The following is a 21,898-nucleotide window of genomic DNA, read 5'->3' on the forward strand; positions in this document are numbered from 1 at the left end:
TGTTCCATACTTAGAAAGGAGACGACAATTATTTATCAATACACTGTTTGGTTATTTTGTCAATGCGTAAGTCCTATAGAATTAATCTACTTTAAAAGCGGATAATACAGTTCTCCTGTTGAGTTGATATAACCGGCCCTCTCGCCCGCTAAATCCCCCGTTCCCATAAATACATCAACTCTCCCCGCGCCTTTGATTGCGCCGCCAGTATCCTGATCCAAAACGTACCGATTCACGGCATTTTGTTCGAGTTGTCCTGCCGCATTCGGATAAGGGAGTTTTGTACTAATTAATGCTAGTGCGCCGGGGGGCATTAAGGCTTTGTCGGTGGCGATCGACCTTTCGGCAGTTACTGGCACTCCAATGCTTCCTGTGGCTGGAACTCCATTAGTATCCCGGAAGAATACAAAGCTTTCATTTTTCGGCAAATATTTGTTCATCTCTGCGGGAAAGTTGGTGAAATATTCCTTTAGTTTCGGCAAATTTAACTCTTCTAAAGTAAACTTTCCGTCTTTAACTAATTCTCGCCCGACTCCTGTATAATTGTGACTGGTTTTGCCTGCAAAACCGACGGTCATCACGCTACCATCTGTTAGCTGCAATCTCGCAGAACCTTGGACGTGTACGAGAAATGCTTGGAATCGATCGCGCAACCAAACTAATTCTAATCCTCGCAGCAATCCTTTACTTGCCTGCAAAGCATCTGCGCCTTCTAATTGCAATCTTGTCGGGTGAGGTTTCGGCCAAGATGCCATGTTTGGCGGCATCCGGTACAGGGGATAACGGTATTCGGAATTCGGCGTGCGAGATGCTGCGTAAGTCGGCTCGAAATAACCTGTAAATGCGACTGTTCCTTTGCCATCTTTGCCCGTGGATTTGTAAAATACAAACTCGCGCTTGACAGATTCCTGAAGTTGTGATGGGGTTGTGGAACTGACAACTAATTGGCGGAATCGATCGAGGGAACGGCGGACTCGATCGCGCGTAACTCCTGCGACTGGATAGCGGCTGTAAGCGCTGGCGGCGGCTGATGTATTGAGATAGCGGAGGCTGTGGTCGATCGACTTTAAAAGCAATTCTTTATCTCCGGGTTTGCCATTTTCGCCCCAGATTTGAGCGTCAAAGGCGATCGACTCCAACTCACTCGCTTGTAATTGATTTACACTCATTGGTTGCAGCGACGGAACTGCAACGGCGGGCACCGAAAAAGCGATCGCCAAAACGCAACAGGCGATGGCTAATAGCTGATAGCGAAAAATCTTGCTCAATTTCCAATCTTCCCTACTCAATTGAGAATTTTCCTTATTCATCGTATCGTTCGACGCTAGAAGTAAATATCGGTTCTACGCGAATTGCGAGAACGCTGGTAGGCCGAACTACCATGTATTCGCCTTGAATATTTTTAATCGGGACATTAAGAAATTCTCTTGAATCTTGTTTCGGCACCAGCGTACTGCTGTACCACTTTTGAAAATCTTGCAGCGTTGCGAAACGCACTTCTTCGCGATGGCCGCCTTCAAGCAGCAGGTGCACGGAATATTCGCTGGGTGTTCTAGGCATAGCAGATGGGGAGAGTTGTTGGAGGACTATCTAAAATCTCAAATCTAAAATTGATGTGGTCGCCCTCAAGCAACAGGTGCAAGGAATATTCGCACTTGTGTTCTAGGCATATCTGTATTTTAGTTTTTTGATTTTAAGCTTTTGGAACGATTCCATATTTTACATCTTCCTCGGCGCATTCCCTCATCTAGTAGGTTGGGTTGAGGGAGGGGGAGAGACGGGAGAGTGGGAGAGGGGGGGAGTGGGAGAGGGGGGGAGTGGGAGAGGGGGAGAGTGGGAGAGGGGGAGAAGGGGAGAGTGGGAGAGGGGGAGAGTGGGAGAGGGGGAGAGTGGGAGAGGGGGAGAGTGGGAGAGGGGGAGAGTGGGAGAGGGGGAGAGTTGTTGGAGGAAAATCTCAATCTAAAATCTAAAATCTAAAATCTAAAATCGATAGAGTTGGAGAGGGGGAAAATCTCAATCTAAAATCTAAAATCCAAAATCTTAAATCGATTGACGGCGGCCCCCATCTGCGGCTACGCTGTGAAATTAAGGCTGCTTTGCTCGAAGAGAAAGCAGCCTGCGTCGCTCAAAAATCTAGTTGCACTGCCCAAAGCTGCTACCAACAGCAATGGACAGCTAACCGCCAAACTGAGCTAACCAGTCTGGAGGCTAATGGAGAATTTTAACACTCTCTGTAGCCGCCCTGCTCTGTGTTAACGTGCGGGGCGGCTGGGTTTTTGGGTTTTCCTAGAAAACCAAAAACCAGGAGACCATATTATGTCACAGGAATTCGTACCTGACGATAACTTGTCCGCGCGTCCAAATGACGCCTCAGCAGTATCGGAACAGGAAGTCGTGCGGATAACGGTTGTCGGTTCCCGCGCAGCCGTGTTAGAAACCATCCACACCTTGTACCGACTGGGATTTGCCGCCGTCGGGGATTGGAGTCCGCCCCAGCGAGGTGCAAAGCCGGGACAAGTTATAAGCGTACTCATTCGCCGATCGCGCAAAGCCTAAAAATAGGCTGAAATACGCTAGGGACACGACACCGTGCCTTTCGTCGTGTCAACAAACACGTTAAACCCGCAGTCCGACAGGGGGTTGAAACCCCTGCCTCAAAACTCAAGTCCTCGCTATGAGGACTCAGAAGAAGACTTTTAAACTCATTAGTCCTCTTGAGAGGACTTTAGCTATTAGACAGGGAATTCATTCCCTGGCGGACTGACGGGCGCGTGGGAGGACTGGCGGACGATGGGCTTAAGTTGACACGCTTTGCACAAGGTATTGCCGTGTCCTCCATCGCCGCGGCTACATGGCTATATCTACGATTGTCACATCCTCCGAGGGCGAGGGCGGGACGCCCTCGCCCGTGCTACGGGAAATTTCATCATCCAACCCCGTTAATTTTATCCGTTCCCCACAGTCAGGACACGCCTTGGCCGAAGTCTCTACAATGATTAATCTGGCGGAATACAGGGATTGTGTATTTTAGAACACGATTTGACCGCAACACTTAAAATAGTCTTGATTTACCGATCGACTCCACCCTTTTCTCATCAATATTTCTGGTTAGCTGGGGGTGTCTGTGGGCCGGAGTTCCGAGGTTCTGCTTCCAAAAGGCTGATAATGGTGCACAATTTCAAATTAACAACAAAACTTGCACTATTTTGAGTAAGCTTTGGGGGGAACAGCTTAGAAAGCCTGTTTCTAAGACTGATGCAAAATATCAAATTAATCCTCCACCTTGTCCAATTACTAATTACGAACCTATGCCCCGTCGTCAAGACTTAAAAAAGATTCTTCTTATTGGTTCCGGCCCAATTGTTATCGGTCAAGCGTGCGAATTTGACTATTCAGGAACACAAGCTTGCAAAGCTTTGCGAGAAGAAGGTTTTGAAGTAGTGTTGGTGAATTCCAACCCGGCAACGATTATGACCGATCCGGAAACTGCCGATCGCATTTACATCGAACCTCTAACGCCGGCCATCCTCGAACAAATCATTGCTAAAGAAAGACCTCAAGCAATTTTACCGACTATGGGCGGTCAAACGGCGCTAAATTTAGCAGTTGCCGTCGCTAAAAATGGCGTTTTAGAAAAATACAACGTCGAGTTGATTGGTGCTAAATTGCCAGCAATTGAAATGGCAGAAGATCGGCTATTATTTAAGGAAGCGATGGCGCGAATTGGGGTCGCCGTTTGCCCTTCGGGAATTGCCAACACTCTCGAAGAAGCCAAAGCAATTGGTCACCAAATCGGCAGTTATCCCTTAATTATTCGTCCTGCTTTTACAATGGGCGGCACGGGAGGCGGCATTTCTTACAATCAAGAAGAATTTGAAGAAATGGCACAAGGTGGGATTGACGCCAGTCCAGTATCGCAAATTTTGATCGAACAATCTTTGATTGGTTGGAAAGAGTACGAACTGGAAGTAATGCGGGATTTGGCAGATAATGTAGTGATTATTTGTTCGATCGAGAATCTCGACCCGATGGGCGTCCACACCGGCGATTCGATCACCGTCGCCCCGGCGCAAACTCTCACAGACAAAGAATATCAGCGCCTGCGAGATGCTTCGGTGAAAATTATTCGCGAAATCGGAGTTGAAACCGGCGGTTCCAATATTCAATTTGCTGTCAATCCTGTCAACGGAGATTTCATCGTTATTGAAATGAACCCTAGGGTTTCCCGTTCCTCCGCCTTGGCCTCGAAAGCAACTGGTTTCCCTATTGCTAAAATGGCGGCAAAATTAGCGGTAGGTTACAGCCTCGACGAAATTTCCAACGATATTACCAAGAAAACTCCGGCGTCTTTTGAGCCGACAATTGACTACGTGGTGACGAAGATTCCCCGATTTGCCTTTGAAAAGTTCCCCGGTTCCGAACCGACTCTGACAACGCAAATGAAGTCAGTTGGGGAGGTAATGGCGATCGGGCGCAGCTTCAATGAATCCTTCCAAAAAGCCCTGCGGGGATTGGAAACAGGCCGCGCGGGTTTCGGGTGCGACAAACCGGAAAAGTTGCCGAGTTTGGAACAAATTCGCGCCGGATTGCGGACGCCAAATCCCGATCGCATTTTTACAGTTCGCCACGCGATGATGATGGGAATGTCGGTGGAAGATATCTTCGAGTTCACAGCAATCGATCCTTGGTTTTTGGATAAAATGCAGGAATTGCTGGAAACCGAGAAGTTCTTGAAACGAACGCGGTTGGAACAGTTGACAAAAGAGACAATGTTTGAAGTAAAGCAGTTGGGTTTTAGCGATCGCCAAATTGCTTACGCCACCAAAACATCGGAAGATCAAGTCCGCGCTTACCGCAAACAGTTAGGCGTAATTCCGATTTACAAAACCGTCGATACCTGTGCCGCTGAATTTGAAGCGTTTACACCCTATTATTATTCCACCTACGAAGCGGGTGCGGCTATTTGGGAATTGGGCGATGAAGAAAAGAAAGTTTCGCCTGTAGGCCACAGTCTGGCGCCGGAGTCGGAAGTTTTGCCTTCTACCAAACGAAAAGTGATGATTTTAGGTGGCGGGCCGAACCGGATCGGACAGGGAATTGAGTTTGATTACTGCTGCTGTCACGCTTCCTATTCCCTAGGAGAAGATGGCTTTGAGACAATTATGGTCAACTCGAACCCGGAGACGGTTTCGACGGATTATGATACGAGCGATCGCCTGTATTTTGAACCGCTGACAAAAGAAGATGTTCTCAACATCATCGAAGCCGAAAATCCCGAAGGAATAATTATTCAGTTTGGCGGACAAACCCCGCTGAAATTAGCGCTTCCTTTACAAAAAGCTCTGGAAAATCACCCCGATGTACAAACAAAAATCTGGGGAACTTCGCCGGATTCCATTGATACTGCTGAAGACAGGGAGCGATTTGAAAAGATTCTGCGGAAATTGGATATTCAGCAAGCTGCTAACGGTTTAGCCCGTAGTTTTGAGGATGCTTTAATAGTAGCTCAACGCATCGGTTATCCGGTAGTGGTGCGACCGAGTTACGTATTAGGCGGGCGAGCAATGGAAATTGTTTATTCCGATACGGAATTGGAACGTTACATGACCTATGCCGTGCTAGTAGAACCGGAACATCCGATTTTAATTGATAAGTTTTTGGAGAATGCGATCGAGGTGGATGTCGATGCGATCGCCGATCTTACTGGCAATGTGACGATCGGCGGTATTATGGAGCACATCGAGGAAGCGGGAATCCACTCCGGCGACTCTGCTTGTTCTATCCCTTACCAAACGCTTTCTGATGCAGCTTTGGCGACAATCCGCCGCTGGACTGTAGAATTAGCAAAATCCCTGAAAGTAATCGGGTTGATGAATATTCAATTTGCCGTTCAAGGGGAAGAAGTTTTCATTTTGGAAGCTAACCCGCGCGCTTCTCGAACAGTGCCTTTTGTCTCCAAGGCGATCGGAGTTCCCTTAGCAAAAATGGCATCGCGAGTCATGTCTGGCAAAACTCTAGAAGCTTTGGGTTTTACTCAAGAGATTATACCCACTCATGTTTCGGTAAAAGAAGCTGTATTGCCCTTTGCTAAGTTTCCGGGAACTGATACTTTGTTAGGGCCAGAAATGCGATCGACCGGCGAAGTCATGGGAATTGACACCGATTTTGGCAAAGCCTTTGCCAAAGCTCAATTAGGTGCTGGACAAATGATGCCGCTGTTGGGAACTGTGCTGGTTTCGATGCGCGATCGGGACAAACTAGCAGTTGTACCCGTTGTCAAGGAATTCTTAGAATTGGGTTTCAGAGTAGTCGCAACTCACGGAACACGCAAAGTTTTGCGAGAGCAAGGTTTAGAGGTAGATTTGGAATTGAAACTGCACGAAGGGCGGCCGAATTTGTTGGATTCGATCAAAAATGAGAAAATTCAACTAATTATCACCACACCTTCCGGCGAAGAATCCCGCGCCGACGGCATCTTTATCCGCCGCACAGCTTTGACTTACAAAATCCCGATTATTACCACAATAGCCGGTGCCAAAGCGACAGCAGCGGGAATTCGATCGCTCAAATCGCACCCGATGGAAGTAAAAGCAATTCAAGACTATTACCCGCAAGCCTAGAGGCCGCACCACCCTATGTTTAGGGTGTGCAGGGCGCACTATTAGTGTCAACTGAAGCTTTTAGTCCGCCATTCCTCCCGCTGACCCCAGAACTGTTTCATTCTCAGAAAAAGCAGGGTTTTGTGGGGGCAGTGCCAAGAGTGCCCGCCAGGGCTGTTTCATTCTCAGAAAAAGCAGGGTTTTGTAGGGGCGGTACCCCCGTGCCCGCCCCCCACGGACGATGAAATCGGTGTTTCAAATATCGGGGCAACCGGGCGTGGGATTGCCCCTACAAGAGAATGAAACCGCCCTGCCGTGCCCGCCCAGCCCATAGACGAGCAGGTCGAGGTTTAAGACATCGGGGCAACCGGGCGTGGGATTGCCCCTACAAGAGAATGAAACCGCCCTCCCGCTCACCGGGCACTCCGCCAGGGAATGAATTCCCTGTCTTATAGCGAAAGTCCTCTCGAAGAGGACTGAAGAACTCATTAGTCCTGATAGCGAGGACTTTCGCTTTGAGGCACGGGTTTCAACAAGAGCCGGATTGAGGGTTTAACGTTAAGTTGACACCAATGGCCGCGCACCTTACCCTAAACATAAGGTGTCGCCACCAAAACCTAATCTGCATCGGAATCCAAAACTCCGCTAGACAGCATCAACCTCGGCCAAACTAACAAGAAAAAACCCATCCAAGCTAATAAAGGAATCGCGACTAAAACCGTTATCCAAATAGTTTTTAACAAAAACCAACTACCGGAAATCAGACTCGTGCCTGTCAAAAGAATCGACCAAGGTTGGCACCACCAAGGTTTGTAACTCCAAGGACTAATAGCTTTTTGATCAGAAAGTTTTTTATCAGAAAGAGATTTCATATTTTTAGTGATTTTTTATGGAGAATAGTCGGGCTAGCTGGTTTAACCGAAGTTAAACATTCATCACCTCTTCTGCTGTCAGCGTTAATTCGGGAAAAGTCCGCGATACAATTCTTTCGCTGCCTTTAAACGCGCTTCTTTGATAGTTGCCATCTGCATCCAAAAGGTGAACAAATACAGTTGGAACTTTGGGATTTCCCAGAAATTCCCTGCTGCCAATTGCTAAATAATCGACAATCCAATACTCAGGAATTCCGAGGCGCCGATATTCGTCCAATTTGTCTATATAATCGTCCTCCCAATTTGTTGATGTTACTTCCACTGCCAGTTGAATTGGTTCTTGTAAGGCAGAATAAGCAGAACGGTTTGACCGCCACAAATCGCGATCGATTACACTGACATCCGGTCTCCGCCCTTGTTCGATGCCGGCTTTACTTACAGTTCTGATAACGGCGGTATTTTTGACTACATAATTTAAACTTAGCCGTTGAATTTCATCTTTAAATGAGTCAGACGTAAAATCAGCAACATCCTCATGATTTCTTGTCGCATTCATCTCTACAATTTCTCCATTTACCAGTTCATAGCGTCCATCTTCGGGACATTCTACAAGGAATTGGTCAAAGGTTAATTTTTGCGTGACTGTTGCAATCATAAGATTTATCCTTATTTTGCAGTAATACTATTAGTCTATATTACCACAGGCAGGAATGAATTTGTTTTTTTGACGGCAGACATCCAATTCTAAAATCTAAAATCTACAATTAAAAATCTCAAATCGATTCAGGTAAATGGTAAAATACGATCGCCAGCGGGCAGATTGAGTTAAATATGTCACCTACTTGCTAGGGTAGAAAGTAACAAACCTAGAAATCGAGCCACTCCCAGGTCAACCCCGAACCATGAGACTAGACGAAGCCGTAGAATTTGCCGAAAACCCAGAGCCGCGCTGTCCCTGCGTCCTCCTGCTGGACACCTCCGGCTCCATGCAAGGCGCACCCATAGATGCCTTGAATGAGGGGCTGGAAATTTTTAGGAATGACCTAATTAAAGACGAACTAGCTAAAAAGCGAGTCGAAGTCGCGATTATTTCATTTGACAATCAGATCAAAGTCGTGCAAGACTTCGTTACCGCCGACCAGTTCGAGACGCCACTGCTGACAGCTCAAGGACAAACCCACATGGGCGCAGGCATTCAGCTAGCATTAGATACCATTGCCGCCCGCAAATCCGAATACCGCAACAACGGCATTACCTACTACCGCCCGTGGGTATTTATGATTACCGACGGCGAACCTCAAGGTGAATCCGACGATGTTGTGGAAATAGCAGCACAGCGGATTAAAGAGGAAGAAACTAACAAGCGCGTGGCATTTTTTGCAGTCGGAGTGGAAGGTGCTAATATCACCCGTCTGGCGCAAATTGTCGATCGCACGCCTGTAAAATTGAAAGGATTAGACTTTAGAGAGATGTTCATCTGGCTGTCGGCTAGTATGCAGAGAGTTTCTCACTCAAAAATTGATGAACAAGTAGCACTGCCGCCACCCGGATGGGGAACTGTTTAGTCATTAGTCATTGGTCATTAGTCATTGGTCATTAGTTATTGGTCATTAGTTATTGGTCATTAGTCATTAGTTATTGGTCATTGGTCATTGGTCATTAGTCATTGGTCATTAGTCATTGGTCATTAGTCATTGGTCATTAGTCATTGGTCATTAGTCATTGGTCATTGGTCATTGGTCATTGGTCATTGGTCATTAGTCATTAGTCATTGGTCATTAGTAAGAGTGCCGTGTCCCTACAAGGGCTAGTACCTACGAACCCAGAAAAGTGCTGTAATTAGGGATAAATAAACCCGTCCAGACTTTGCATAGTTGTGAATTTACGAAGTTTTGAGTTAAAGAGTTATTAATGCAGAATTCATCCTTTAATTGGCAAGTTGTAGGGGCGTCGGTGATAGGTACGAGCCACGAAAAAAGAGCGCAGCCTTGTCAAGATGCCCACTGCTGGCGTCTCTTGCCAAACGGTGTTTTAGCGGCAGCGGTTGCCGACGGTGCGGGCTCGGCAGCACTCGCGGAAGTTGGGGCAAAAATTGCTGTGGAAGCGGTTGTCGAAACGATTTCCCAGCAACAGGAAAGGCTACCTGAAAATGACGACGAATGGCAGGTATTCTTGACAGCATCACTGCAAGTTGCGCGGGCGCAGGTGGAAGCAGAAGCGGCTGTGCGGGAAGTGGCTGCGAGAGATTTAGCCTGCACTTTAATTGCGGTTGTTGCTACGCCAGAATTAATCGCAGTTGCTCAAATCGGCGACGGTGCGGCGGTAGCAGGTGATAGTGCAGGAAATGCGATCGCCCTGACTGTACCCCCCTGCGGCGAATACATCAACGAAACTATCTTTTTGATTTCGCCGAATGCAATTGAAACAGCGCAATTTCAGGTACTGCGGGAAAAACTGCCGCACTTAGCCGTTTTTTCCGACGGCTTGCAAATGCTAGCTCTCAAAATCCCAGAAGGCACGCCGCACAAGCCGTTTTTTGCGCCTTTGTTTCGGTTTTCTGGCGAGTGGAAAGAAGAGGAAGATGCGAAACAGCAGTTAGAGTCATTTTTGCGATCGCCCCGCGTTTCCGAACGCACCGATGATGACTTAACATTATTGTTAGCAACTTTTTCGACCAATGTCTAGTCTGTTCAACTTGAGATATTGCACCATTCTCAAGAACAGGCAAGATGCCTGTTCCACAAAAGATAAATTTTCTTGTGGAACAGGCATCTTGCCTGTTCAGAAAAGGCTTATTGAGAATGGTGCAAGATGTGATCTCAACTCCACTTACAAAAAGCGGATAAAAAATTATGACAAATCCACTTTGCGATCGCCCCGCGTTTCCGAACGCACCGATGATGACTTAACATTATTGTTAGCAACTTTTTCGACCAATGTCTAGTCTGTTCAACTTGAGATATTGCACCATTCTCAAGAACAGGCAAGATGCCTGTTCCACAAAAGATAAATTTTCTTGTGGAACAGGCATCTTGCCTGTTCAGAAAAGGCTTATTGAGAATGGTGCAAGATGTGATCTCAACTCCACTTACAAAAAGCGGATAAAAAATTATGACAGGTTCACGAATTAGTGCCAGAAGCTTGTTGCGAGAAACATTTGCTACTACGAAACCTATATACGCTCCCCTGTTGACAATCAATTTTCCCAATTTTATATTGGTCGCGCTCAATAGTTTTGGCAATCTCGGTTCAGCAGGTGTTCTTTTCTTTATCTACTCGTTCGTGGCAGTTCCTTTATTTTCGGGAGCCATGATTTTCTACACTTACCGAAGTTTGACTCGAAATCAAGTAACTGTGGGTCAGGCTTTCAATCAAGCAAGCAGAAGATTGCTGCACCTTATTTTGGCTTATATTTTGTTTGTGGGGGTGGTGTTTGCAGGCTTCATTGCACTAATAATTCCCGGTCTTTATGTATCATATCGCTTAACATTTTCATTGTACGCTACCGTCATTGATAACTCTTCGGCGGTGGACAGTCTTAGCAGCAGTTGGAAATTAACTAAAGGGCGCTGGTGGTTGCTATTTCGAGCGATTTCTCTGATTGTTTTGCTTGTTTTTGTGCCAATAATATTGATTTCCCTATTAATCGATCCGACGGCCAAATCCGTAGGATATCAGCTTACAAGTAATCTACTCGGATTTTTAGCCGGGCCGTTGATGAATGTTTATTTGGTTTTATTGTACCTGCGCCTGCGGGAATCGGCAGCAACTATTCAATAGACATCTCCGAAAAATCAAGTCAAGGGCTGTCAGGATACCTACCCCACAAAATTGTTAGCGCTGTCTCGCGAGCGGTGAAAATTTGGGGCGGTTCTATAATAAAATCGAGGTGTCAACAATTCTGCTTTAGTTTGTACAGTAGGTCGTCGTTTGCAAGCACAAGAGATTAAGGATAAGCTCAACTCCCTAATTAGCGCAGCAGATCCCATAGATCCGAGTTTGGCGAGAAGATTGGATGAAATCAATCGCTGGGTGAAAGATGTTAAACCCGGTTCGCTAATGGCTAAAAAATTTGTGATGGCTTTTTTGCTGCAGCTTATCCGAGATTCTCAGGTTTGGCTGGCAGTTCAATCTCTACCTTCGGAAAGAGAACAGCAAGCCGCGTTTGAGTTAATGACGCCGGGAGAAAGGTATTGGTACAGCTATCTATTTCCTAAATGGCTGAGCGAAAACGATCGCAAATTTTACATCTGGAAACAAAAACTAAAGGCCGGCCAATTCGATCCGGGAGATGATCTCGTGATTCGTGCGATCGCAGCCCGAATTGTCGATCGCCAAGGCACTGTTTTGTATCGATATGTTGCAGATCTTTCTATGGCAACCGATTCCATCGTTAGCAACCGCCAACAACAGCCCCTCTGCATTCAAGTCACAACTCTTTCGGATGAGTTTTCTGAACAAAAATATCAGAATTGGCAACAAACTCTTCAAGCTTGGGGGATTGACAGAGGATTATTCTTAAGTTATGATAAAAACGATGCAAATTTCCTGAACCAGTTAGTTAACATTGCATTATATAATAGTGATAATTTGCCCGCAGGTCGTTACCTCAAGTTCCCGTAAATCAAGCAGATATGCTGCTGAGAATAGTTCGACTGCTCAAAACTCCGTGAAAAAAAAATTTGACTAACTCACATATTGCACAATTTTCGACAATGGCAAAAGCCTAGTCCCCAGACAGCTTCCCGCAAAAGGGAAGGCGGAGCAAGATTCTTCCTCCCCTTTTCTGGTTCCGGGAGGGGTCTGCCAGACGGCGACAACAGGTGCTTGATACCAAGGCTAAGCAGGGAAGGTTTACCGCAGCAATCAATAAGAGTGAAATAACTAGCAACTCGGCCTAAATTGAATTGAGATTTGATTTAATCGCCGTAGAATTGTTGGAAATAAAATCAAATTACATCAAAATCAAATACTATGACTGTACAAGGTACGAGCATCGTTGAAAATAACTTGCAAAAAGTCTGGGAAGAACTGGAAGCAGCCCGAAAAATGCAGGATGACTGGATGAATTACGGGGTAGATTTTGTGGATTTGTATGTGGAAGATGCGGGAGGTGATTGGTTGGAAAAGTGGGGAAAATGTGAAGAAGAATTAGAGCTAATAAAAAATAAAAAGGTAGATATTGAGGCAGTCAAAGCAGCGCTCGATCTTTCCACCTTTCAGCAGACAAAAATGCTGGAAATCGCCTTGAATTGCCGTTACTCTACCAGCTATTACTCCGATCGCCCCCAGGAGTCTCCCGCTTGGCAAGAGGTTAAGTACAAACGGCTGTCACTCTTAGGCGCAGCGATTTTCGGTGCTGTTGTTACCGATTACCTCTACCGCGAATATCCAGAACTAGATCCAGATGCTATCTCAACCTTAAAAGCTCGTTTAGCAGACCCGAAAAAACTTGCGGATTTTGCACAAAATTTGAAATTAAACGAACTTAATGGGCGCGTAGGGAATGGGAGAGAAACAGACAAAAGCGAAAACAATAGAGTTTTTTCGGAGACTTTTGAAGCTTTGTTTGGCGCGATTTACTTGGAGTTGGATCGCGATTTTTTCCGTGGGGGAAACTGGCTGATTCAGCACTTGATTGAACCAAACGTTAGCCAGCCTGGGGATCTAACTGGGCGACGACAAATAGGGGTCGAAAAGGAGGTGAAACGGCGGGAAATGCTGGGTGCGGATATTCTAGATGCGATCGCGATCGACTATTTGTACAACCGCTTTCCCGAACGCAACGCCAGCCAGCTAACTCGCTGGAAAAATATGTTAGTGGCCAAAGAGATTTTCCCCAAAGACTTTAAGGCAAAACTAGGCAGTCAGTACCTGGAATTGAGAAGCAATTTCTCGCGTACCCGCGACTGGTTGGTGGATAACTTTATCCAAACCGCCGTTGACGAACTGGAAGAGGAAACAGGCGATCGACTAAAATAAACTCAACTCCTAAAAAAATTGGGAAAACAGCAATGGTTACACAACTGCAATCTCCCGAAAAATCAAATATCATCTACCCCGACGATAACGGCGAACCGATGTCAAACAATACGGATCAGTTTCGATTAATCGTTTGGATTAAAGAAAATTTAGAATTGCTGTTTGCAGACGATCCAAATGTTTTTGTAGCAGGTGACTTGCTTTGGTATCCGGTGGAAGGCAATAACAAACTGTCTCAAGCACCAGATGTAATGGCAGTTTGGGGCAGACCAAAAGGATATCGAGGTTCCTACCAACAGTGGAACGAAGATAATATTGCACCGCAAGTCGCATTTGAAATTTGGTCGCCGGGAAATCGTCTGACTCCGATGATGCAAAAATTTCAATTTTACGAACGCTATGGTGTGGAAGAATACTATTTGTACGATCCAGAAAAATTGGAACTGATAGGATGGTTGCGGGTTGAGGGAAAATTAGAACAGATCGAACAAATGGACGGTTGGGTAAGTCCGAGATTGGGAGTGCGGTTTCAATTATCAGAAACCAGACTCGAAATGTTCGGGCCCTCTGGAGAACCGTTTATGAGTTTTGTGGAACTCGATCGACAGATCCAGCAAGCCGAGGCGCGGGCCGAACAAGAACGGCTGCGGGCCGAACAGGCAGAAATGCTGCTGGAACAAGAACGATCGCGATCGCAAGCTTTGGAATCAAGACTCCGAGAAATGGGGATCGATCCCAATCAATTGTAAGCACAACTGCAAAATTGAACTATTGTGGAACAGGCCCTCGTAGCCTGTTGCTGAGTTTTCCAGGCCGGGCTCTCCTGCCCAACCCACAATAAAATAGAATTATCGTGGAACAGGCCCCAAAGCCTGTTGCTGAATTTTCCAGGGCGGGATCTCCTGCCCAAGCCCTACTCCCCACAATAAAATAGAATTACGGATTTATCAGTGGGGTAGCTTTCTTTAATCTAAAATCCAAAATCTAAAATCTAAAATCGATTGATGCCCCCATACCATAAGCGAATTCTATGCAGTTGCAGCGCCAATTTAGCGGACAACTGATTGCGATCGACACCAAAAACGCGATCGCCAGTGGGGGTGAAGGTCGCATCTACCCGATCGCCCAAGACTCGTCCCTTGTAGCAAAAATCTACCACAAACCGACAGACGAAGACGGCGACAAACTCACAGTCATGTTCAGTATGCCGCCGGATGCGCCGATCGCGGAACCCGGGCACGCTTCTATTGCTTGGCCGATCGATTTGCTACATACTGTCGGCGGGCGAGAAAAAATCGTCGGTTTTGTGATGCCGCGCGTCAAAAAAGTGATGCCGGTACACACTTTCTACACTCCCAAAACCAGGCGCGAACAAAAACCGCTATTTAGCTATCTTTACCTCCACCGTACCGCCAGAAATCTCGCCTCGGCTGTAAACGCCCTCCACGTCAGGGGTTACGTCATCGGCGACGTAAACGAGTCGAATATTCTCGTCACGGATACGGCGTTGGTAACGCTGGTAGACACGGATTCGTTTCAAGTCCGCGATCCTTATACGGGTTACGTTTATCGGTGTCCCGTGGGGAAACCGGAGTTTACGCCGCCGGAGTTGCAGGGGCAGACTTTCCGCGATATCGATCGATCTCCAGAGCACGATTTGTTCGGTTTAGCGGTATTAATTTTTCAATTGCTGATGGAAGGTACGCATCCGTTTTCGGGAGTTTATCTCGGTAGCGATGAACCGCCGTCTTTGGAAGCGAGAATTCGATCGGGCCATGTCCCCGGATGCAGTAGGGGCGGTGCCCCCGTGCCCGCCCGCTACCGCCCGATGCCCGCTGCGCCTCCTTTTGAGATGCTGCATCCGCGACTGCGGCAGATGTTTATCCGCTGTTTTGAGGAAGGGCACGGCAATCCTGCGGCGCGCCCGGATGCGAAAACTTGGGTGAATGCGATTCGGGAAGCGGAAGATGCTTTGGTAACTTGCAGCAAAAACAGTCAGCATAAATACGGGAATCATCTCAGTCGGTGCCCTTGGTGCGATCGGGCAAAACTCCTCAAAGGCCGCGATCCGTTTCCTTCGCGGCAAGCAGTCAGCAACGGATTGCACTTGCAGCCCGCGAAAATCAAGCGTAAAAAGCCCCAACCCCCGCCCGTCGTAAGGGAGCCCGCAGTCCGCCGCCAACAGCCCGCCACGGGGCTGCCGCGCCCAATCGGCCAGTACGCAGTGCCGTTGCTACCGATGCCGATGTCTTCTCGGAGTCGGACTCCTGCGCCTCAGCTTCCCGTGGGCAAGTTTGAGCGCATTGTTCAGGATGCTGCTTGGGGTGGTGTTTGGGGGAGTTTGTGTTTGGCCGCGATCGGGGGGATTTATTCGGTAATAGCTGAGGGCGGCGGGGCTATTTTGGGGGCGATTTTTGTTGGTACGATTTGGGGCTGTTTTTTTGGGATGATGTGGGGCGTTTTTACTTTGCCGCCGAATCAGATTTGGCGGAAGTGGGGGGGAGTTTTGGTGGGGGCGTCTTGGGGGGCTTTTTTGTTGGCGGCGATCGGCGGTGCGGTGTTTGGCGCGATTAATAGCACTCCGGGGATCGGGGAGAGGATTTTGGCTGGGGCGGGGGTTGGTGCTGTTTGGGGCTGTGTTTGGGCAACTTTTCAGCCTCCTCTGGCACTGCCGGCGGGGAGGGTGTGGGGCCGGCGGGGAGTGTATTTGGGGGCGGTCTGGGGCTCGTTTGTGGGGACTCTGGCTGGTGTTTTTTTGGGGGCTGGGCTGGTGGTTTGGCAGCAGTACAGTGTCCAGATGCGGCCGATGGATGAGTTTGCGGGTTTGCTGCTGGGTGTGGCGATCGTGGCGGCTGGTGTGGGTGCTCTTGGGGGTGTGGTTTCTGGGGGTTTGTTGGGTTTTTGCGGGTTTGCGCCGAAGCTGCCGATTTCGTTTCAGCCTTCGGGCTTGAAGGGTGGGGCTTTGGGGGCGATTTGGGGCAGTTTTTTGGGGACTTTTGCGGGTGCTGTGTTGGGTGCGGGGGTGTCTGCGATGTTTCCGGCTGTTAGCGCTGGGGTGCCGGTGGAGTTGGGGCCTGTGGCGGGGGCGATCGTGGGGGCTGGTTTGGGGGCGATTTGGGGGGTGGTTTCGGGTACTGTTTGGGGGGCTTTGGGCAAGTGGTGATCGGTTGATGTGTGTTTTTGGGTGGAAAATCCGTGAATGGGTAGGTGTAAAAATCGAGGTGTGAAATTTTGAGGCTAGAATGTACGTGCTGCAAGAGTTTGAGGCTCTCTGTCTGAAAATACGATTCACGGAAAGTCTGAAAGTATTACAGGATAAGGCTTTGGAGTGAATATGAAAAATTGGGTATTGACAAGTCGAAGGCTGGAATGGTACTTTTGTTTTAGATTCACGGAACTGCACCTTGAAAACCAAATACAGCAATGCTTCTGGAACGGGCTGCCGCCGCAATTAACCAAACTCCCTATCAGGGATTGAAACTTTTCGTAGCTTATCCGCCGCCTTCCATAGCTTCGCCGGAAGCCGCAATTAACCAAACTCCCTATCAGGGATTGAAACAAGCGGGCTATTGCTGAGTATTTGAAGCAGAAAGGCCGCAATTAACCAAACTCCCTATCAGGGATTGAAACAAATTGGAGCAAAAGCCCGCACCCGATAGCACCGAGGCCGCAATTAACCAAACTCCCTATCAGGGATTGAAACCCCCGCAATCAAGGCAGTGGCGACGGCAATTAAGCCGCAATTAACCAAACTCCCTATCAGGGATTGAAACGCTCAATCTCTGCATGGAGCTGGTGCGATGGCGATTGCCGCAATTAACCAAACTCCCTATCAGGGATTGAAACTGCGCTTCTGGTTATGCCGATCGCGCCGCCATCTGGGCCACGCTCTCGCGCCGCAATTAACCAAACTCCCTATCAGGGATTGAAACATACCAACAAATAGGCTGACCTGCTAGTTTTGCTGCTGCCGCAATTAACCAAACTCCCTATCAGGGATTGAAACAAGAATTCGAGATTTTGTCGAAGCCGATCGGATGCCGCAATTAACCAAACTCCCTATCAGGGATTGAAACAATCTCGAATACCTTACCGCCCTCTAGCTCTATCAGGCCGCAATTAACCAAACTCCCTATCAGGGATTGAAACTCTGACAGGGTTGACTTAGAGGCTTTTAAGGTTCAGGCCGCAATTAACCAAACTCCCTATCAGGGATTGAAACGCCAATACGCTACCTGTAAATAAAGGGGGAACAGCCGCAATTAACCAAACTCCCTATCAGGGATTGAAACAAAAGTGTTGAATCGACAGGAAAAACAATCGATAATCCTGGCCGCAATTAACCAAACTCCCTATCAGGGATTGAAACTAACAGCAATCGAAGAAGAGTATTTATCTTTTCTTGCCGCAATTAACCAAACTCCCTATCAGGGATTGAAACCGCGCAGCCGCTGCCGACTTGAGAGCGGAAGGCGTTAGCCGCAATTAACCAAACTCCCTATCAGGGATTGAAACTCTATCAGCAAGGCAGAAACTCGCATTGAAAACGGCCTCGCCGCAATTAACCAAACTCCCTATCAGGGATTGAAACGCCATGCTACAAACCTTAACCGCGAGCCAATCCCGCCGCAATTAACCAAACTCCCTATCAGGGATTGAAACTCGGCTTTGAGAAACTCTTCACGCTTGCCTGGTACAGAGTTTCAAGCCGCAATTAACCAAACTCCCTATCAGGGATTGAAACTTACGACGAAGCGGGCAATGTTACGGGAGAAATCAGAGCCGCAATTAACCAAACTCCCTATCAGGGATTGAAACTTTTCAATCCTTGGCTGGAATCCATACCCGTAAGCCAAGCCGCAATTAACCAAACTCCCTATCAGGGATTGAAACTGGTCTTTGATTTGGTTTTTGGCTTTCGTTTGCTCAGCCGCAATTAACCAAACTCCCTATCAGGGATTGAAACAATCTCAATAAAAACTCGCGCCCTGTCACGGCGGAAGTTGTGGCGAGCCGCAATTAACCAAACTCCCTATCAGGGATTGAAACCGAAGTTAACCGGGGCCATAGCTTCCTAATTTCCAGTTGAGATGCCGCAATTAACCAAACTCCCTATCAGGGATTGAAACCTAAAAAACTAACAGGATGGATTCATTAACTTTGCCGCAATTAACCAAACTCCCTATCAGGGATTGAAACCGAAAACTACGTAGTGCTGGCAGCTTGTCGTCCAAGCCGCAATTAACCAAACTCCCTATCAGGGATTGAAACTAGCAATCTTGTATAACGAGCCAGAGATAGAAAGCCGCAATTAACCAAACTCCCTATCAGGGATTGAAACTATTCTGAAAAGAATAAGCCAGCTCAAGCAAACCGCCGCAATTAACCAAACTCCCTATCAGGGATTGAAACCCCCAAAAGATTGCATTGTTGTGAGCCTCTTCTAGCGCCGCAATTAACCAAACTCCCTATCAGGGATTGAAACGTGCCGGTGCCATTCCAAAAACTGAGCATATCTTCTGCCGCAATTAACCAAACTCCCTATCAGGGATTGAAACAATGCGGGACATAAATCCCTCGAAAACTGCATCCTAGAGCCGCAATTAACCAAACTCCCTATCAGGGATTGAAACGAATCTTGCTCCGTTTGGGAGAGCGAGTGTGGCGGTGTCTCGCCGCAATTAACCAAACTCCCTATCAGGGATTGAAACTTACAATCTCAGCGTTAGCTGCCTCCCATTGCCGTAATGCCGCAATTAACCAAACTCCCTATCAGGGATTGAAACTCGTTAGCTGACCGTCGCGGGCAGTTTTGGATTGCCGCAATTAACCAAACTCCCTATCAGGGATTGAAACATTCTACGAACATGAACAGGGGGCCGGAGTGCGATCGGCAGCCGCAATTAACCAAACTCCCTATCAGGGATTGAAACTACCTGATTAATTACCCGCCCGTAGTTTTGTAAAATTTGGGCCGCAATTAACCAAACTCCCTATCAGGGATTGAAACGAATTGCTGTGGATAATGCAGCGTGAATACGGATGGCCGCAATTAACCAAACTCCCTATCAGGGATTGAAACCTTCACACCTGCGAATTACCGGCGCGGGTACTGGCAAAGGGCCGCAATTAACCAAACTCCCTATCAGGGATTGAAACTTAAAAATAATTTACGTGAGTTTAATTGTACTGGGCCGCAATTAACCAAACTCCCTATCAGGGATTGAAACCAGGAAAAGCAGATCCTTCGCCCAAAACTCTGATTTTTGCTTCGGCCGCAATTAACCAAACTCCCTATCAGGGATTGAAACGTGAACGCAGCTTGTAATTGGGCGGCAGAAGCCAAGTTAATTGCCGCAATTAACCAAACTCCCTATCAGGGATTGAAACGTGACCGTAAACTTGAGCTGCCTCTCTTAGAATGTGGCCGCAATTAACCAAACTCCCTATCAGGGATTGAAACCCACTGGAAATGGAGAGGGTTTTGGTGGATGGGGGAGGCCGCAATTAACCAAACTCCCTATCAGGGATTGAAACTGATACTAGCTTACTCAATATCAATTCACAAGGGCCGCAATTAACCAAACTCCCTATCAGGGATTGAAACATAATTGCCAGCCGTTCTTCCCCATCTTGCTGTAGCCGCAATTAACCAAACTCCCTATCAGGGATTGAAACGGGTACTACTAATAACTCCCGACGCTTCCCCGCAGTGCCGCAATTAACCAAACTCCCTATCAGGGATTGAAACGCAATTGTCAGCACCCATCTTTGCTTCTGCTGAAGCCGCAATTAACCAAACTCCCTATCAGGGATTGAAACTTTGATTATCAATGTTCTGAGCCAACTATTCAAAGCCGCAATTAACCAAACTCCCTATCAGGGATTGAAACAGTTCTTCGCTACGTTGGTCAATGTGGTCTTTTAGCCGCAATTAACCAAACTCCCTATCAGGGATTGAAACTTGTTGTCAGGATTGCGCGATTTATCGAGTTCGAGCCGCAATTAACCAAACTCCCTATCAGGGATTGAAACAAACTAACAACTATTTTGGTGGTTCGTTTTCACAAGCCGCAATTAACCAAACTCCCTATCAGGGATTGAAACTTGGGGAATTCCCTACTACATATAATGCGACTGCGAAGCCGCAATTAACCAAACTCCCTATCAGGGATTGAAACGTTTGTGCCACCACGCTGCCATCACACCAATAAAAGCCGCAATTAACCAAACTCCCTATCAGGGATTGAAACGTAGAAGCGGTTGCAGAAAGTAGAGTAACAGCGTTAGGCCGCAATTAACCAAACTCCCTATCAGGGATTGAAACCTAGAGTTTGAGCCACGAACTGAAACCACACTTAACACGGTAGCCGCAATTAACCAAACTCCCTATCAGGGATTGAAACTTTGGCGTAATCCACGATTCGGTTGTAGAGAATTTTGTGCCGCAATTAACCAAACTCCCTATCAGGGATTGAAACTAGTGGATTGTCTTCGCTGCCTAATGGTTTGGTAACGCCGCAATTAACCAAACTCCCTATCAGGGATTGAAACGCTAGACTGACCGTACTTCCGTGTCCCAAAATCAGCCGCAATTAACCAAACTCCCTATCAGGGATTGAAACCATTTTTGATTACCATGATGGATTTACCTCACATGCCGCAATTAACCAAACTCCCTATCAGGGATTGAAACCCAAGTGCTGACTACCGCGCAACATCTTCCTTAGCCGCAATTAACCAAACTCCCTATCAGGGATTGAAACCTGTGTCGAGCGGTGGAAAAGCGCGGCGCCGCAATTAACCAAACTCCCTATCAGGGATTGAAACAGACGTACCCGCACAAAGCGAATATGATGAATGGCTGCCGGGCCGCAATTAACCAAACTCCCTATCAGGGATTGAAACTCATTTTAGAACTACTTTCTGGTATAATTCAATATATGCCGCAATTAACCAAACTCCCTATCAGGGATTGAAACTCTATATAATTAAAACAAGGAAAGCGCGCGCACGCCGCAATTAACCAAACTCCCTATCAGGGATTGAAACTTCTAGTAACACACTGGCGACAGGAAAAGGCAAGGGCCGCAATTAACCAAACTCCCTATCAGGGATTGAAACTTTATCCGCAAGATTAGAGCTGGAAATGATGGTGAGCCGCAATTAACCAAACTCCCTATCAGGGATTGAAACATTCCTGTGGGTGTTTTGTTTCGACCTATCACCTATGCCGCAATTAACCAAACTCCCTATCAGGGATTGAAACCAATTCCTTTTGACTAAGTAATTTAGAAAAAGGCCGCAATTAACCAAACTCCCTATCAGGGATTGAAACCAAATTCGTGGATTGAATTGCAAATCAATGTACTGTAGTTTAGACTAGCCAAAGATGAGAACGGTGGCAAAAGAAGAACTAGAGCCACCGCGCCGGGAGAGAATGAG

At 47.2% G+C, this 21,898-nt stretch carries 15 protein-coding genes and 1 CRISPR repeat array; of the genes, 11 read left to right on the forward strand and 4 right to left on the reverse strand.

Annotation, left to right across the window (positions count from 1 at the left end):
- Nucleotides 1–86 precede the first annotated feature (86 nt).
- Together QUA16_RS27795 and QUA16_RS27800 are read right to left on the reverse strand one after the other, a co-directional pair.
- Entirely contained in the window at nt 87–1,310 is a 1,224-nt protein-coding gene (locus tag QUA16_RS27795) for a murein transglycosylase A (RefSeq protein WP_333107463.1), read from the reverse strand.
- Nucleotides 1,303–1,560: a hypothetical protein gene (locus QUA16_RS27800; protein WP_172192361.1), complete on the reverse strand. Its 258-nt coding sequence runs from the start codon at nt 1,558–1,560 to the stop codon at nt 1,303–1,305. Before QUA16_RS27800 ends, QUA16_RS27795 begins: the two co-directional genes overlap by 8 nt.
- A gap of 536 nt (nt 1,561–2,096) precedes the next feature.
- Between QUA16_RS27800 and QUA16_RS27805 the strand changes: the two genes are divergently transcribed.
- The 3 genes from QUA16_RS27805 (at nt 2,097) to carB (ending at nt 6,620) form a co-directional block, all read left to right on the forward strand.
- Nucleotides 2,097–2,225, forward strand: a complete 129-nt coding sequence (locus QUA16_RS27805) for a hypothetical protein (protein ID WP_333107462.1) — start codon at nt 2,097–2,099, stop codon at nt 2,223–2,225.
- A 91-nt stretch (nt 2,226–2,316) separates the two neighbouring features.
- Nucleotides 2,317–2,556, forward strand: coding sequence for a hypothetical protein (locus QUA16_RS27810; RefSeq protein ID WP_333107461.1), 240 nt, complete (start codon nt 2,317–2,319; stop codon nt 2,554–2,556).
- A 752-nt stretch (nt 2,557–3,308) separates the two neighbouring features.
- Nucleotides 3,309–6,620 (forward strand): carbamoyl-phosphate synthase large subunit, encoded by a 3,312-nt coding sequence (gene carB, locus QUA16_RS27815; RefSeq protein ID WP_333107465.1) that lies wholly within the window; start codon nt 3,309–3,311, stop codon nt 6,618–6,620.
- Nucleotides 6,621–7,216: 596 nt separating this feature from the next.
- Here carB and QUA16_RS27820 read toward each other — a convergent pair.
- A complete protein-coding gene (locus tag QUA16_RS27820) occupies nt 7,217–7,471 on the reverse strand; it encodes a DUF6737 family protein (protein ID WP_333107460.1) in 255 nt (84 codons plus the stop codon).
- A 52-nt stretch (nt 7,472–7,523) separates the two neighbouring features.
- Nucleotides 7,524–8,126 (reverse strand): Uma2 family endonuclease, encoded by a 603-nt coding sequence (locus QUA16_RS27825; protein ID WP_333107459.1) that lies wholly within the window; start codon nt 8,124–8,126, stop codon nt 7,524–7,526.
- A 247-nt stretch (nt 8,127–8,373) separates the two neighbouring features.
- Here QUA16_RS27825 and QUA16_RS27830 point away from each other — a divergent pair, with 247 nt between their 5' ends.
- The 8 genes from QUA16_RS27830 (at nt 8,374) to QUA16_RS27865 (ending at nt 16,616) form a co-directional block, all read left to right on the forward strand.
- The gene (locus QUA16_RS27830; RefSeq protein ID WP_333107457.1) at nt 8,374–9,036 is read left to right on the forward strand and encodes a VWA domain-containing protein; all 663 of its coding nucleotides are present in this window, start codon (nt 8,374–8,376) and stop codon (nt 9,034–9,036) included.
- A gap of 346 nt (nt 9,037–9,382) precedes the next feature.
- Nucleotides 9,383–10,156 (forward strand): PP2C family serine/threonine-protein phosphatase, encoded by a 774-nt coding sequence (locus QUA16_RS27835; protein WP_333107456.1) that lies wholly within the window; start codon nt 9,383–9,385, stop codon nt 10,154–10,156.
- Entirely contained in the window at nt 10,149–10,415 is a 267-nt protein-coding gene (locus tag QUA16_RS27840) for a hypothetical protein (RefSeq protein ID WP_333107454.1), read from the forward strand. The genes QUA16_RS27835 and QUA16_RS27840 overlap by 8 nt, the downstream gene beginning before the upstream one ends.
- A gap of 167 nt (nt 10,416–10,582) precedes the next feature.
- Nucleotides 10,583–11,251, forward strand: coding sequence for a hypothetical protein (locus tag QUA16_RS27845; protein WP_333107453.1), 669 nt, complete (start codon nt 10,583–10,585; stop codon nt 11,249–11,251).
- Nucleotides 11,252–11,401: 150 nt separating this feature from the next.
- Nucleotides 11,402–12,094, forward strand: a complete 693-nt coding sequence (locus QUA16_RS27850; protein ID WP_333107450.1) for a hypothetical protein — start codon at nt 11,402–11,404, stop codon at nt 12,092–12,094.
- Between the two features lie 351 nt (nt 12,095–12,445).
- Nucleotides 12,446–13,453, forward strand: coding sequence for a ribonuclease III domain-containing protein (locus tag QUA16_RS27855; protein WP_333107449.1), 1,008 nt, complete (start codon nt 12,446–12,448; stop codon nt 13,451–13,453).
- 32 nt (nt 13,454–13,485) lie between these two features.
- Nucleotides 13,486–14,202: a Uma2 family endonuclease gene (locus QUA16_RS27860; RefSeq protein ID WP_333107448.1), complete on the forward strand. Its 717-nt coding sequence runs from the start codon at nt 13,486–13,488 to the stop codon at nt 14,200–14,202.
- A 281-nt stretch (nt 14,203–14,483) separates the two neighbouring features.
- A complete protein-coding gene (locus QUA16_RS27865; protein WP_333107446.1) occupies nt 14,484–16,616 on the forward strand; it encodes a DNA-binding protein in 2,133 nt (710 codons plus the stop codon).
- Nucleotides 16,617–16,897: 281 nt separating this feature from the next.
- Nucleotides 16,898–21,791: a CRISPR direct-repeat array (repeat unit 37 nt; unit sequence GCCGCAATTAACCAAACTCCCTATCAGGGATTGAAAC).
- Nucleotides 21,792–21,898: the final 107 nt, after the last annotated feature.

Origin of the sequence: Microcoleus sp. S13_C3 (genome assembly GCF_036700905.1) — a bacterium.
Taxonomy (GTDB): Bacteria; Cyanobacteriota; Cyanobacteriia; order Cyanobacteriales; family Microcoleaceae; genus Microcoleus.

Excerpts from the sequence above, each read along its gene's own strand:
- QUA16_RS27845 (WP_333107453.1), top strand. The coding sequence starts at position 10,583 with ATGACAGGTTCACGAATTAGTGCCAGAAGCTTGTTGCGAGAAACATTT.
- QUA16_RS27860 (WP_333107448.1), top strand. The coding sequence starts at position 13,486 with ATGGTTACACAACTGCAATCTCCCGAAAAATCAAATATCATCTACCCC.
- QUA16_RS27825 (WP_333107459.1), bottom strand. The coding sequence starts at position 8,126 with ATGATTGCAACAGTCACGCAAAAATTAACCTTTGACCAATTCCTTGTA.
- QUA16_RS27855 (WP_333107449.1), top strand. The coding sequence starts at position 12,446 with ATGACTGTACAAGGTACGAGCATCGTTGAAAATAACTTGCAAAAAGTC.
- QUA16_RS27795 (WP_333107463.1), bottom strand. The coding sequence starts at position 1,310 with ATGAATAAGGAAAATTCTCAATTGAGTAGGGAAGATTGGAAATTGAGC.
- QUA16_RS27835 (WP_333107456.1), top strand. The coding sequence starts at position 9,383 with ATGCAGAATTCATCCTTTAATTGGCAAGTTGTAGGGGCGTCGGTGATA.
- QUA16_RS27865 (WP_333107446.1), top strand. The coding sequence starts at position 14,484 with ATGCAGTTGCAGCGCCAATTTAGCGGACAACTGATTGCGATCGACACC.
- QUA16_RS27840 (WP_333107454.1), top strand. The coding sequence starts at position 10,149 with ATGTCTAGTCTGTTCAACTTGAGATATTGCACCATTCTCAAGAACAGG.
- QUA16_RS27810 (WP_333107461.1), top strand. The coding sequence starts at position 2,317 with ATGTCACAGGAATTCGTACCTGACGATAACTTGTCCGCGCGTCCAAAT.
- QUA16_RS27800 (WP_172192361.1), bottom strand. The coding sequence starts at position 1,560 with ATGCCTAGAACACCCAGCGAATATTCCGTGCACCTGCTGCTTGAAGGC.
- QUA16_RS27820 (WP_333107460.1), bottom strand. The coding sequence starts at position 7,471 with ATGAAATCTCTTTCTGATAAAAAACTTTCTGATCAAAAAGCTATTAGT.
- QUA16_RS27830 (WP_333107457.1), top strand. The coding sequence starts at position 8,374 with ATGAGACTAGACGAAGCCGTAGAATTTGCCGAAAACCCAGAGCCGCGC.
- carB (WP_333107465.1), top strand. The coding sequence starts at position 3,309 with ATGCCCCGTCGTCAAGACTTAAAAAAGATTCTTCTTATTGGTTCCGGC.